Source organism: Enterococcus sp. DIV0840, assembly GCF_050527835.1.
GTDB lineage: Bacteria > Bacillota > Bacilli > Lactobacillales > Enterococcaceae > Enterococcus_L > Enterococcus_L ureasiticus.
In genome coordinates, this window is the sequence record NZ_CP172876.1 from 1 (window position 1) to 13,589 (window position 13,589).

Annotated in this window: 10 protein-coding genes and 1 pseudogene; 6 read left to right on the forward strand and 5 right to left on the reverse strand. The window is 34.8% G+C overall.

What is annotated here, in order from left to right; translation table 11 throughout:
• The 6 genes from dnaA (at position 1) to gyrA (ending at position 8,898) form a co-directional block, all read left to right on the forward strand.
• Positions 1 to 1,344, forward strand: a complete 1,344-nt coding sequence (gene dnaA, locus IGL98_RS00005; protein WP_069647074.1) for a chromosomal replication initiator protein DnaA — start codon at positions 1 to 3, stop codon at positions 1,342 to 1,344.
• Positions 1,345 to 1,544: 200 nt separating this feature from the next.
• On the forward strand, positions 1,545 to 2,675 hold the full coding sequence (gene dnaN, locus IGL98_RS00010) for a DNA polymerase III subunit beta (RefSeq protein ID WP_010766631.1): 1,131 nt from the start codon (positions 1,545 to 1,547) through the stop codon (positions 2,673 to 2,675).
• A gap of 381 nt (positions 2,676 to 3,056) precedes the next feature.
• Positions 3,057 to 3,299: a S4 domain-containing protein YaaA gene (gene yaaA / locus IGL98_RS00015; protein WP_010766628.1), complete on the forward strand. Its 243-nt coding sequence runs from the start codon at positions 3,057 to 3,059 to the stop codon at positions 3,297 to 3,299.
• Positions 3,286 to 4,413, forward strand: coding sequence for a DNA replication/repair protein RecF (gene recF, locus IGL98_RS00020; RefSeq protein ID WP_206911811.1), 1,128 nt, complete (start codon positions 3,286 to 3,288; stop codon positions 4,411 to 4,413). The genes yaaA and recF overlap by 14 nt, the downstream gene beginning before the upstream one ends.
• Entirely contained in the window at positions 4,410 to 6,359 is a 1,950-nt protein-coding gene (gene gyrB / locus IGL98_RS00025; RefSeq protein WP_206844532.1) for a DNA topoisomerase (ATP-hydrolyzing) subunit B, read from the forward strand. Before recF ends, gyrB begins: the two co-directional genes overlap by 4 nt.
• A 19-nt stretch (positions 6,360 to 6,378) precedes the next feature.
• Entirely contained in the window at positions 6,379 to 8,898 is a 2,520-nt protein-coding gene (gene gyrA / locus IGL98_RS00030; protein ID WP_206911812.1) for a DNA gyrase subunit A, read from the forward strand.
• 370 nt (positions 8,899 to 9,268) lie between these two features.
• Here the strand turns inward: gyrA and IGL98_RS00035 are convergent, their stop codons facing one another.
• The 5 genes and pseudogenes from IGL98_RS00035 to IGL98_RS00055 form a co-directional block, all read right to left on the reverse strand.
• A complete protein-coding gene (locus tag IGL98_RS00035) occupies positions 9,269 to 9,484 on the reverse strand; it encodes a hypothetical protein (protein WP_206844538.1) in 216 nt (71 codons plus the stop codon).
• A gap of 45 nt (positions 9,485 to 9,529) precedes the next feature.
• Entirely contained in the window at positions 9,530 to 9,694 is a 165-nt protein-coding gene (locus IGL98_RS00040; RefSeq protein WP_206844539.1) for a hypothetical protein, read from the reverse strand.
• A gap of 20 nt (positions 9,695 to 9,714) precedes the next feature.
• A complete protein-coding gene (locus IGL98_RS00045) occupies positions 9,715 to 9,933 on the reverse strand; it encodes a hypothetical protein (protein WP_206911813.1) in 219 nt (72 codons plus the stop codon).
• A 108-nt stretch (positions 9,934 to 10,041) separates the two neighbouring features.
• Positions 10,042 to 11,385, reverse strand: a complete 1,344-nt coding sequence (locus IGL98_RS00050) for an HlyD family efflux transporter periplasmic adaptor subunit (RefSeq protein WP_206844544.1) — start codon at positions 11,383 to 11,385, stop codon at positions 10,042 to 10,044.
• A gap of 28 nt (positions 11,386 to 11,413) precedes the next feature.
• Positions 11,414 to 13,576: pseudogene (locus IGL98_RS00055) on the reverse strand (peptidase domain-containing ABC transporter).
• Between the last annotated feature and the right edge of the window lie 13 nt (positions 13,577 to 13,589).

Sequence of the window (13,589 nt, forward strand, 5' to 3'; positions counted from 1 at the left end):
ATGCCCGATATGGAAAGTTTCTGGAAAGATCTAGAAGATACTTACCAATCTGTTTTGTCTGCGCCAAGTTTTGATGCTTGGATAAAAACAACGCAACCGCTAAAGTTGGAGAATAATCAATTATGGTTAGAAGTTCCTTCTGCTGTTCATAAAGACTATTGGGAAAAGAATTTAGCCGCAAAAATCGTCGAAACCGGCTTTAAATTGACTGGTGCTGAAGTGATGCCTCATTTTGTTGTTACTGGTGAAAAAGAGACAATGCCGGTTCAAGAAGAAAAAAAAGCCCCTGTAACGCAGGAAAAAATTGCGGAACATGGGAAAAAAGCTTTATTGAATCCAAAGTATTCTTTTGATACATTCGTTATCGGAAAAGGAAATCAAATGGCTCATGCAGCGGCTTTAGTTGTAGCAGAAGATCCTGGTTCTATCTATAATCCACTATTCTTTTATGGTGGTGTTGGTTTAGGAAAAACCCATTTGATGCATGCTATTGGTCATCAAATGCTGCAAAATCGACCAGATGCAAAAGTAAAATATGTCAGCAGTGAAACATTTACAAATGAATTTATCAATTCGATCCAAACCAAGAATTCTGAACAATTTAGAAAAGAGTACCGAAATGTTGATTTACTACTAGTCGATGATATTCAATTTTTAGCTGAGAAAGAAGCAACATTGGAAGAATTTTTCCATACCTTCAATGATCTTTATAATGAAAACAAACAGATCGTTCTCACCAGTGATCGGCCGCCTAATGATATTCCAAAGCTACCTGAGCGATTAGTTTCTCGTTTTGCTTGGGGTCTCTCTGTTGATATCACACCACCTGATTTAGAGACACGAATTGCCATCTTACGGAAAAAAGCAGATGCAGAACGCTTGGAAATTCCTGACGATACGCTCAGTTACATCGCTGGCCAAATTGATTCCAACATTCGTGAATTAGAAGGCGCCTTGGTGCGAGTTCAAGCATTTGCTACGATCAATGGGGAAGATATTACAACTAGTCTAGCCGCGGATGCTCTGAAATCCTTAAAATCTGTCGGTAGTCAAAATCATTTGTCGATTTTACAAATCCAAGAAGAAGTGGCAAAGTATTACCATATCCAGTTAAAAGATCTAAAAGGCAAAAAACGTGTGAAATCGATCGTTGTTCCTAGACAAATATCGATGTACCTCTCCAGAGAGATGACCGAAAATTCTCTACCAAAAATCGGTGCCGAGTTCGGCGGAAAAGATCACACTACAGTTATTCATGCTCATGAAAAAATTCAACAATTAATGCAAAAAGATCCGACAATTCAAAAAGAAGTTGGCGAAATCAAAAACTTGCTTAATTCGTAGCCTGTGGATAAAAAAGAGAAATAGTAAAAAGTTTTCCACAAGTTATGCACAGGTGGAAAACTTGTCTTTTATTTCGTTTCCTAACTTTTCCACAGAATTAACAGGACCTACTACTTTTATTATTTATTTATATATAAATACAAAACTGTCTTAGCAAAATTTATACTTTTAAAATCAATTAAAAAAGGAGTTCAATCATTATGAAATTAACCGTGAAAAGAAATACCTTCTTACAAGAATTACAAACCGTTCAACGAGCTATTTCTTCTAAAACAACTATCCCAATTTTAACAGGTGTAAAAATCGTTTTAACTGACGAAGGCTTATCATTAACAGGTAGTAATGCAGATATTTCTATTGAAAGTTTTCTAAGTAAGGAAGACGAAAAAGCTCAGATGACAATTGAATCTACAGGTAGTATTGTTTTACAAGCTCGTTTCTTTGGTGAAATCATTCGTAAATTACCTGAAGATATGTTCACATTAGAAGTATTGGAAAATAATCAAGTTGCGATCACTTCAGGAAAGGCTGACTTTACGGTTAATGGACTAGACGCAGATAATTATCCACACCTGCCCGTAATCGATGCAAAAAATCAAATTCAATTACCCGTTCACCTGTTGACAAAAATTATCAATGAAACAGGATTTGCTGTTTCTCTTCATGAAAGTCGTCCAATTTTAACAGGAGTTCACTTTATTTTAGAAAACCAAAAATTATTAGCTGTTGCGACAGATTCACACCGTTTGAGTCAACGAATCATTCCAATCGAACAAGCAGCTGAAAATTTCAATATTGTCATTCCAGGAAAAAGTTTGACTGAACTTTCTCGTTCATTTACGAATGAAGAAGAAATGGTCGAAATCAGCATTATGGAAAACCAAGTATTGTTCAAAACACAAAATATGTATTTCTATTCTCGTTTGTTAGAAGGAAATTATCCTGATACGAATCGTTTGATTCCAACAAGTTTTAATACTGAAATTGATTTTTATGTGCCAGAATTATTATCTGCAATCGATCGTGCATCGTTATTGTCTCATGAAGGTCGTAATAATATCGTTCGTTTAGCGATTGCTTCTGATTCTGTTGTTCTTTACGGAAACTCGCCAGAAATCGGGAAAGTAGAAGAACCGCTAAATTATGAAAAAGTGACTGGTGATCCACTAGAAATTTCTTTCAATCCGGATTATATGAAAGATGCTTTACGAGCATTTGGTGATATGAGTATTACAGTTAAATTTATTTCTGCGATTCGTCCATTTACGTTAGAACCGACAGAAACTGATTTAGATTTTATTCAGTTGATTACACCTGTTCGTACGAATTAAAAATAAAAAAGGACTTGCCTCAAAAATTCGAGGCAAGTCCTTTTTTATTTAACAACAGACTAGTTGCATAGTTGACGTGTTTTACCCAATCGTTTATGTCATTTCATCTAAAAAAGTAGACGACTGTTTAATATAGAAATAATCAGATTTTAAAATAATAGATTTTTAATAAAGTAAAAACACTAAAAAAACTTTTCAAGAAGCTCAACTCGTATATTTCTTCTTAAAATGCATTTTAAGCCTTTTTTAATCGTTAGAATATTTTTTGTCGATTGCCTTCAAAATTGCTTAGAAAGAAAATTAGACGGATAAATTTGTTTTTTGATGTAAAAAAGAGTATAATATTGGAGTAAAAGTGAAAACAAAAAAGAGGGATGCATTTTGAAAAAGACGATTGTTTTAGAAACAGATTACATGACACTCGGTCAAGTCTTAAAAGAAGTCGACGTTATCAGTAGTGGCGGCGCTGCCAAATGGTACTTAGCTGAAAATAGTGTTTTCGTAGATGGGGAATTAGAGAATCGCCGCGGTAGAAAATTATATGCTGGTATGATGCTCGAAATACCTGAAGAAGGTACTTTTTTTATGGTCAAAAAAGGCGAGGTAGTCGATGAGACTGAATGAAATCGAGGTGCAGCATTATCGTAATTATGATGGGCTGACCTTAGATTTCCCTAAAACCTTAAATATTTTTCTAGGGGAAAACGCACAAGGCAAGACAAATCTTTTAGAAAGTATTTATGTTTTAGCGATGACCCGCAGTCACAGAACCAGTAACGAGAAAGAATTGGTTCATTGGGATTCTGATTCAGCAAGAATCAGCGGAGTTATTGAAAAAAAGACAGGAACGGTGCCGCTTGAGATCATTATTTCTAACAAAGGCCGCAAGACAAAGGTCAATCATATTGAACAAAAGCGTTTGAGTTCATATATTGGTCAGCTAAATGTCATTTTATTTGCGCCAGAAGATCTTTTGCTTGTCAAAGGCTCACCGCAATTACGTCGTAAGTTTATCGATATGGAATTAGGCCAAGTCAATCCGATTTATTTGTATGATTTGGTTCAATATCAGTCTGTCTTAAAACAGCGTAATCAATATTTAAAGCAGTTAGCTGAAAAAAAACAGTCGGATCTTGTTTATTTAGATATTTTGACTGAACAATTGGCAGAATTTGGCGGAAAAGTCTTGTTTGCTCGTCTAGAATTTATCCAAAAATTAGAGCACTGGGCGAATTTACTGCATAAGAAAATTAGCCATGAAAAAGAAGAATTGGCGATCGATTATTTTTCAAGTATCCCGTTAGATAAAGAAAATTTTTCACTAGAAGAGATCCAAAAGCAACTGCTGCAGAGCCTTCTTGATAACCGAAAACGTGAGTTGTTTAAGGCCAATACCTTTTTAGGTCCTCATCGAGATGATCTGATTTTTAATGTAAACGGACAAAACGTCCAAACATATGGATCACAAGGTCAACAAAGAACCACAGCTCTTAGCGTAAAGCTTGCGGAAATTGATTTAATGTATTCAGAAACAGGAGAATATCCTGTGTTGTTATTGGATGATGTCATGAGTGAGTTAGATAATGAACGACAATTGCACCTGCTAGAAACGATTGAAGGAAAGGTTCAGACTTTTTTAACAACGACAAGTTTGGATCATTTAAACAATAAATTAGCTGTTGAACCAGATATATTTTATGTTCATCAGGGAGAGATAGAGAGGGAAGCATCTATATGACAGAAGAAGAAAAAAACATGAAAGAACGTGCACAAGAATATGATGCCAGTCAGATTCAGGTATTAGAAGGTCTTGAAGCGGTTCGTAAACGTCCTGGTATGTACATAGGATCGACGAGTTCGGAAGGTTTGCATCACTTAGTTTGGGAGATCGTTGATAATTCGATCGATGAGGCTTTGGCAGGCTTTGCATCAAGTATCCAAGTAGTAATTGAAGAAGATAACAGTATTACTGTTGTCGATGATGGACGGGGAATCCCAGTCGGTATTCAAGCCAAAACAGGCAGACCTGCTGTAGAAACAGTCTTTACCGTTCTCCATGCAGGAGGAAAATTTGGCGGCGGCGGATATAAAGTTTCCGGCGGACTTCACGGAGTAGGTTCCTCTGTTGTTAATGCTTTATCAACAACATTAGACGTAAAGGTCTACAAAGAAGGAAAAATTTATTACCAAGAATTCCATCAAGGTGCTGTAAAAGATGACTTAAAAGTGATCGGTGACACAGAGCGTCATGGAACGACAGTCCATTTTGTTCCAGATCCGGAAATCTTTACAGAGACAACTGTCTTTAACTTTGATAAATTAGCAACACGTGTTAGAGAGTTAGCATTCTTGAATAAAGGGCTAAAAATTTCTATTGAAGATAAACGTGAAGAAAAACCTGTCTTGAAAGAATTTCATTACGAAGGCGGGATCAAGAGCTACGTAGAACATTTGAATGCGAATAAAGATGTTTTATTTCCAGAACCTGTTTTTATTGAAGGGGAACAACAAGACATCATCGTTGAAGTATCCATGCAATATACAGATGGGTACCATACCAATTTATTAAGTTTCGCCAATAACATCCATACGTATGAAGGTGGAACGCATGAATCAGGTTTTAAAACGTCATTAACGCGTGTAATCAATGATTACGCTCGTAAACAAAAGATCATGAAAGAAAATGACGAAAACCTGACAGGGGAAGATGTTCGTGAAGGATTAACAGCTGTTATTTCTATCAAACACCCAGAACCTCAATTTGAAGGACAAACCAAAACAAAATTAGGAAATTCAGAAGTTCGGACTGTTACGGACCGTTTATTCTCTGAGTATTTCAATAAATTCTTGATGGAAAATCCAACTGTTGGGAAACAAATCGTAGAAAAAGGCCTACTAGCTTCTAAAGCCCGTATGGCTGCTAAAAGAGCACGTGAAGTGACGCGTCGTAAAGGGGCACTTGAAATCAGTAATTTACCTGGTAAATTAGCCGATTGTTCAAGTAAAGATCCTGAAAAATGCGAAATTTTCATCGTCGAAGGAGATTCAGCCGGCGGTTCAGCGAAACAAGGACGTAGCCGTGAATTCCAAGCGATTTTACCAATTCGTGGGAAAATCTTGAATGTTGAAAAAGCTAGCATGGATAAAATTTTAGCGAATGAAGAAATCCGTTCATTATTTACAGCGATGGGAACAGGTTTTGGGGCTGATTTTGATGTATCAAAAGCTCGTTACCACAAATTAGTAATCATGACCGATGCCGATGTTGATGGTGCACATATCCGTACGCTATTGTTAACATTGTTCTATCGTTTCATGCGCCCAGTTGTTGAAGCGGGATATGTATATATCGCTCAACCACCTTTATATGGGGTAAAACAAGGGAAAAATATCACCTATGTTCAACCAGGAAAAAATGCTGAGGAAGAACTAGCTCAAGTTTTAGAGAGCCTACCAGCTAGTCCAAAACCAAGTGTTCAGCGTTACAAAGGTCTTGGAGAAATGGATGATCATCAATTATGGGAAACAACAATGGATCCTGAAAGACGTTTGATGTCACGCGTCAGTGTCGATGATGCGATCGAAGCCGATCAAATTTTTGAAATGTTGATGGGAGACCGTGTTGAACCACGCCGAGCATTTATTGAAGAAAATGCCCATTACGTGAAAAATCTAGATATTTAATTAAGAAGGAGATAAATTCATGAGTGAAGAAATGAAAGAGAACATTCAAGACGTCAATCTGACCAGTGAAATGAAAGAATCCTTCATTGATTATGCGATGAGCGTTATTGTGGCTCGTGCGTTGCCAGATGTTCGTGATGGGTTAAAACCAGTTCACCGCCGTATTTTATACGGAATGAATGAGTTAGGTGTAACACCTGACAAACCACATAAAAAATCAGCTCGTATCGTTGGGGATGTTATGGGTAAGTACCATCCACATGGAGATTCATCGATCTATGAAGCAATGGTACGGATGGCTCAACCTTTTAGTTACCGCAGTATGCTCGTTGATGGACACGGAAACTTTGGTTCTGTCGATGGTGATGGCGCTGCTGCAATGCGTTACACCGAAGCTAGAATGAGTAAAATTGCGTTGGAAATGCTTCGTGATATCAATAAAAATACAGTTGATTTTCATGGAAACTATGATGACTCAGAACAAGAACCAGATGTACTGCCAGCACGTTTTCCTAACCTTTTAGTGAATGGAACAACAGGGATCGCTGTTGGGATGGCAACAAATATTCCACCTCATAATTTAGCAGAAGTTATCGAAGCTGCAAGCTTGCTGATGGAAAATCCAGAAGCGACAACGAATGAGTTAATGGAAGTATTGCCTGGACCAGATTTCCCTACAGGTGGTTTAGTTATGGGTAAATCAGGAATTCGCCGCGCCTATGAAACAGGTCGAGGATCGATTACGATTCGTGCTAAAGTTGAGATCGTTGATATGCCGAATGGTAAAGAACGTATCTTAGTATCTGAGTTGCCGTATATGGTCAACAAAGCGCGTTTGATCGAACGAATTTCAGAATTACATCGTGAAAAACGGATTGAAGGAATCACTGATTTACGTGATGAATCTTCTCGTGAAGGTATGCGTATCGTCATTGATGTTCGTCGCGATGTCAGTGCCTCTGTTATCTTGAATAACCTTTATAAAATGACCGCATTACAAACCTCTTTTGGTTTTAATATGTTAGCAATCGAAAAAGGGATTCCTAAGATTCTAAGTCTGAAAGAAATTCTGGAAAATTATATAGAGCACCAAAAAGAAGTTATTACACGTCGTACAGAATTTGATAAGAAAAAGGCAGAATCACGTGCTCATATCTTAGAAGGTTTGCGAATTGCTTTAGATCACATTGATGAGATCATCGCAATTATTCGAAATTCAAAAGCAGATGATGAAGCGAAAGCCTCTTTGATCGAACGTTTTGAATTTTCAGATCGTCAAGCACAAGCGATTTTGGATATGCGTTTACGCCGTTTGACAGGTTTGGAACGCGATAAGATCGAAAATGAGTACCAAGAATTATTGAAATTCATTGCTGATTTGAATGATATCTTAGCTCGACCAGAACGTGTCGTTGAGATCATCAAAACAGAATTAGGTGAGATTCATGATAAATATGGCGATGCTCGCCGCACTGAATTATTAGTGGGTGAAGTCCTAAGTTTAGAAGATGAAGACTTGATCGAAGAAGCTGAAGTTGTTATTACACTAACAAACAATGGCTATATCAAGCGTTTAGCGAACAGTGAATTTAGAGCACAACGCCGTGGTGGTCGTGGTGTTCAGGGAATGGGCGTTCATGATGATGACTTCGTGAAAAACCTAGTTTCTTGTTCAACTCATGATACGTTACTATTCTTTACGAATAACGGTAAAGTCTACCGTGCTAAAGGATATGAAATTCCTGAATACGGCAGAACAGCTAAAGGAATCCCTGTGATCAACATGCTAGGTATTGATTCTAGTGAGAAGATTCAAGCGATCATCGCTGTTGAAGGACAAGCAGAAGAAGGACATTATCTATTCTTCACGACCCGTAAAGGTACTGTTAAACGTACAGCAGTCAAAGCATTCTCTAATATTAGAAGCAATGGTTTGATCGCAATCGGTCTAAAAGAAGAGGATGAGCTAGTCAATGTTGTCTTAACAAATGGCGAACAAAACATGATCATCGGAACGCATAATGGTTATTCTGTGACATTTGCTGAAACAGCAGTCCGTGATATGGGTCGTACAGCATCAGGTGTGCGTGGTATTCGTCTAAGAGAAGAAGATTACGTCGTAGGAGCCTCTTTACTCGACGCTGACACGGAAGTTCTAGTGTTGACGGAAAATGGTTACGGTAAGCGTACAAAAGCCTCTGAGTACCCTGTGAAGGGCCGTGGCGGTAAAGGGATCAAGACAGCCAATATCACACCGAAGAATGGTCCACTAGCAGGACTTACTACCGTTCGTGGTGATGAAGATATTCTAGTGATTACCAATAAAGGTGTCATTATTCGTTTCAATGTTGATTCAGTTTCTCAAACAGGACGCGCTACATTAGGGGTTCGTTTGATGAGAATGGAAGAGGATGCAAAAGTTGTGACGATGGCGGTTGTAGAGCCGGAGCCAGATGAAATCGTTGAAGAAGTTGAAGGTGTAGAAACAACAGTTGTTGAAGCTGAAACGCCTGAAACAGATACAACGACTGAAGAATAAAAAGTAAGAACCTCGTTTCAGTCAACATTAGACTGAAACGAGGTTTTTTAGCAAGAAAAAATTAGAAGATGTAACTTTGTGTAGTACAGGCTAAATGTTCTAATTTCTATGGATATATTGTAATTCTTTCTTTGCTAAGATACCTAACGATCCATAAACTATTTTAAAAATAAATTATAGTATGAGAAGGTTAATAATACAAAGCCGATTAAAGTATATTTATCTAAAAATTTGCTACCATAAACAAAATAATAAATTATTTGTAAGCCAATAATTAAAAGAGACATTATTAAAACGATGCTGTACGAAAATGTCCATAAATTAATATTTTTATTTAATATTTTAAGCATACTAATCACCTACAGTCTACTTATTTTTTATTATCATGATACCCATTCCAAAAGCCTAAAGCGGCAGCACCAGCTAGTGTAGTGACTCCTGCTGCGATTAAAGCAGCAGCTTTCCAACCAACAAAGACAACACCAGCAATGATGATAGTTAAACCACCAGTTGTATCATACATCTCATCCGAGTCAAGTAAAGAATATTTTGTTTCAAGAGTATTTAAAGCATTTAGTTTCTCCATAAATTTTTCCTCCATTATCTAAAATATTTTAGTTTACATTTATTGTTAATTAATGAAAAATAGTAAAATAATCATCCAAAAGATTTTTCCAGTATCAATATCTTTTTTATAAATCAAATCCATCAAAATATTTCCTGCAATTAAGAAAATAAATAAAAAAGTCACAAGCTTTAATATCTTAGGAGATAAATCAATTATTGATGAATTCATAATAAAAGCTCCTTCTACTATTATTTTACGTAAGCCCAACCTTTACCAAGAACATAACCTAACGAATAGACACCACCTATAATTGCTGAAACAATTCCGACACCAGCGGCAATTGCTTTAGCTGTGAGAACTACTGCAACACCAGCAATTATAATAGTAATACCGCCATTGATATCATACATTTCTTCTAACTCAAGTCCAGTATACTTTGATTCTAAAGCTGCAAAACCGTTATTCATACTATTTCCTCCTTTAAAAGTTTGTTATAGAAATTTCTATAAGTTAATTATATATACACTTTATTATTATTTGTGAAAACGTTCCATATATCGGACAATATATGGAATCTACTTAAAAATTTTTTTCCATAAGAAAGATAAATAAGTTGTTTTACCAGTTAATATATTGATGTTTCCGGTTGTTCCGTGTGGATAGTTTAAAACATCTGTAGGTTCGCAAAAAACAGTATAAAAACTTCCCTGTTCTGTTTGTTTAGGTTCAGTCTGTACTTTATTTATTGTTCCAATTATTACTTTATTTTTATTGCTTTCTAAATTATTTACTGTAAATTTTATTTCTTGTCCCTTTTTAACTCCTAGGATTTGGTTACTGGGAAGATACACTTCGATATACTTTTCTTGTTTATGGCTAACAATTTTGCCTACCTCAGTTCCTTCTGGAATAATTTTCCCTTTTGAAACAGCTTCAGAAAATTCGATTGTTCCATCAGCTTCGGCTGTTAAACGATACTTATTTAGTTCTTTTTTGTGAGACTCTAGCTGTCGGGTTAATTCTTGTTTACTGTTTTTTGTCTCTGCAGCGGTTGCTTCAATAGTACTTAGTAATTGTGTTTTTGTTTCTTCAGAGCTTAGTAACTGTTGTTGTTTGTTTATATCAGTAGTATCAATACTCTCTTTCAAAAGTAATTGTTTCTCATTTAAGGTTATTTTTTCTTGAAGAAGCATTTGAACATTTTTTTCAATAGTAGTTAGAATTTCAATTTTAAAAGTGGCTAGTTCTTTACTATCTAACAAACTTTTTTTCTTTTCTTCATAGCTTAATACCTCAACATGAACGATATCAGTAGAAAATGAATGTGGGGAGTCGTTGTTGACATATTCTTTGAATGTAGCATAATCTGTTAATTTTGTTTCAATTGACGATAATTGAGTGGTTAAAAGATTTTGTTGCTCACTAAGAGATGACTTTTTTATTTGGCTGTCATCAACATTATTTTTTTTCAAAGCTGTGAGATAATTTTCTACTTGACTTTTATATCCAAATAAATCATTTTCTAATTTATTGTTTTCTTCATTAATGCTGTCTTTAAATAATGACAAGTAATTCTGTTGTTCAGTTTTTTCTTTAATTGCCTCAGCAGTCTTGTCTACTTCTTGTTGTATCTGGCTAGAGTCAAATATAATTAAATCTCTTCCTTTTTCAACTCCATCATTATTTGATACTAGAATTTTAGATATTTTTGTGTTAACTGGACTAGAAATTGTAATACCAAGATCTTTAGACAAAATTGCACCAGTGGATTTTATGGATAGCTCCATTGTTCCGAAAGTTAGAAAAATAGTGCCAAAAATTAAAAGTAAAATAAACGGATAAAGTACATATAATCCAGTTTTACTATAATTGGTATCCAATAAGTCTTTTCCTATTTTTATGTTTAAAAGTTCGTTCATAGCGCACTCCTTTAATAATCTAGATAGTTTATTCAGAATAACCTAATAAATTATAATAGGTACCTTGTTTTTGTAGTAAATTGAGATGAGTTCCTTGCTCAACAATCTTTTTTTGTTCCATTACATAAATATGTGAACATTCTTTCAAAATAGACAATCTATGAGCTATTATTATGACTGTTAATGAAGTAATAGTCATTAAATTATCAATTATTTTTTTTTCTGTATAACTATCGATACTGCTTGTTGCTTCATCCATAATAATTATAGGAGATTTTCGTAATAACGATCGTGCTAATGCTAAACGCTGTTTTTGTCCTCCAGAGAAGTTCGCTGCATTTTCTTCTATAAAACTGCTATATCCTAAAGGTAAAGATTCGATATGTTCGTGGATACATACGATTTTACAAAAGTGAATGACTTCTTCTCAGGTGACTTCTCTGTCTAAGCCAAACACTAAATTTTCATAAATACTACCACTAAAGAAAAAAGTAGTTTGGGGAATCAGAGTGACATTTTTACGTAGATTTTTTTTTGAAACATCCTTAATATTGTAATCGTTATATTTTATTTTTCCTTCTGTACATTCATAATGTGAGACAAGTAATTTTGCTAATGTTGATTTACCCGAACCGCTTTTTCCAACGATAGCTACTTTTTCTCCAAAGTTTATTTTCATATTTATTTCACTCAAGCACTCTCTTTGCATAGGATAGTTAAAAGACACATTTTTTAATTCAATGACTCCTCTGAAGATATCTTCATGAATGATTTTTTCACTATCATTTTCATCTAATTCAGATTTTATGGTAAAAATTTCTCCTAATCGATCTGCAGCTACTTTTGCTGTTTGTAAGTGTGGTTGTAAGTTAATAATATTTTTTAAGGGAGTTGAAAAATAAGAAACCATCATGTTAAATGTCATTAATTGTCCAACACTCAAAGTACCTTCAATAACTAATTTTGCACCAGACCACAAAATTACTGTATTCACCACTAATTGCAGTATTTGTTTTAAAGCAGTTTGGATGTTATCTAATTTGAAAGTTTTAAACATAGAGTGAATGTAGTTAATAAATAATCTATCGACTTTTTTTGACGCTTCATTTTCAGCTTGAATTGATTTTATTGTTTCTATCCCATTTACAGACTCAATAATGAAAGAGTTAAGTAGAGAGTTATCTTCCATTTCTTTATGATTTAATTCGTCATATTTTTTGACAAATGCAAGTATAATAATACAATAAAAAGGAATAACAATTAGTGTTAAAGCAAATAATTTAGCATTTTGAAAGAACATTATTGAACTGATAAGCAATAACATAGTAACATCTAAAATGATTGTCAATACAGAACTTGCAAGTGCATTTACAACTTTACTTGCATCAGTAAATCGTGAAATAACCTCTCCCGTTTTTCTTGTGGCAAAAAAATTCATTGATAAGAGAAGTACATGATTGTAATAACCAAGCATTAGTCTGATACTCATTCTATTTCCTAAAACTGCTAATAAATATGCTTTGATACTTTCAAATGCTGATTGGAAAATATAAAGAAAAATGATACCTAATGAAATTACATTTAAAGTTGTAAGTGCACCTTCTGGTATAATGGAATCAATTAGTGTTTGAAAATAAAAAGAAGCAATAATACCTAGTAGGGTCACTGTAAATGCAGCCACTACAACATGAAAAATTAATTTTTTATCTAAAAAAAGGACTTTCATAATATCGAGTAGGGAATTGTTATTTTCTGAAAGAGCAATATAATCCTCTTTAGGCAAAGTAAAAATGATGGCTTTAGTCCACATTTCTTCAAATTGTTGTTTTGAAAGTTTTACCAAACCTTCAGCTGGATCTGAAATTAGTAGGTAATTTTTTGCCACTTTATGTATAACAACAAAATGAAGGAGCATTTCATCTTTTATTATATGAGCTATTGCTGGGTATGGGAGAGTGGGATCATCAAAAATAGACATGTCTGCTTTTATAGCTTTACTCTCGAAATTAAAATTGTTTAAGCACTGAACGATTCCAAAGATATTCGTTCCAAGCTCACTTGTTCCAGCCATTTCTCTGATTTTAGAAATTGGTATATTTGATTTATATTGACGTAAGATTGTCGCGATACATGCCGCACCACAATCTTTCATATCATTTTGTTTAACTGATTTATATTTTAAAGATTTCAAAATATTTTTCTCC

What these genes read in the sequence shown, in the direction of transcription:
- gyrA (WP_206911812.1), top strand. Translation starts at nt 6,379, where the DNA reads ATGAGTGAAGAAATGAAAGAGAACATTCAAGACGTCAATCTGACCAGT.
- gyrB (WP_206844532.1), top strand. Translation starts at nt 4,410, where the DNA reads ATGACAGAAGAAGAAAAAAACATGAAAGAACGTGCACAAGAATATGAT.
- IGL98_RS00050 (WP_206844544.1), bottom strand. Translation starts at nt 11,385, where the DNA reads ATGAACGAACTTTTAAACATAAAAATAGGAAAAGACTTATTGGATACC.
- recF (WP_206911811.1), top strand. Translation starts at nt 3,286, where the DNA reads ATGAGACTGAATGAAATCGAGGTGCAGCATTATCGTAATTATGATGGG.
- IGL98_RS00040 (WP_206844539.1), bottom strand. Translation starts at nt 9,694, where the DNA reads ATGAATTCATCAATAATTGATTTATCTCCTAAGATATTAAAGCTTGTG.
- dnaN (WP_010766631.1), top strand. Translation starts at nt 1,545, where the DNA reads ATGAAATTAACCGTGAAAAGAAATACCTTCTTACAAGAATTACAAACC.
- IGL98_RS00035 (WP_206844538.1), bottom strand. Translation starts at nt 9,484, where the DNA reads ATGGAGAAACTAAATGCTTTAAATACTCTTGAAACAAAATATTCTTTA.
- IGL98_RS00045 (WP_206911813.1), bottom strand. Translation starts at nt 9,933, where the DNA reads ATGAATAACGGTTTTGCAGCTTTAGAATCAAAGTATACTGGACTTGAG.
- dnaA (WP_069647074.1), top strand. Translation starts at nt 1, where the DNA reads ATGCCCGATATGGAAAGTTTCTGGAAAGATCTAGAAGATACTTACCAA.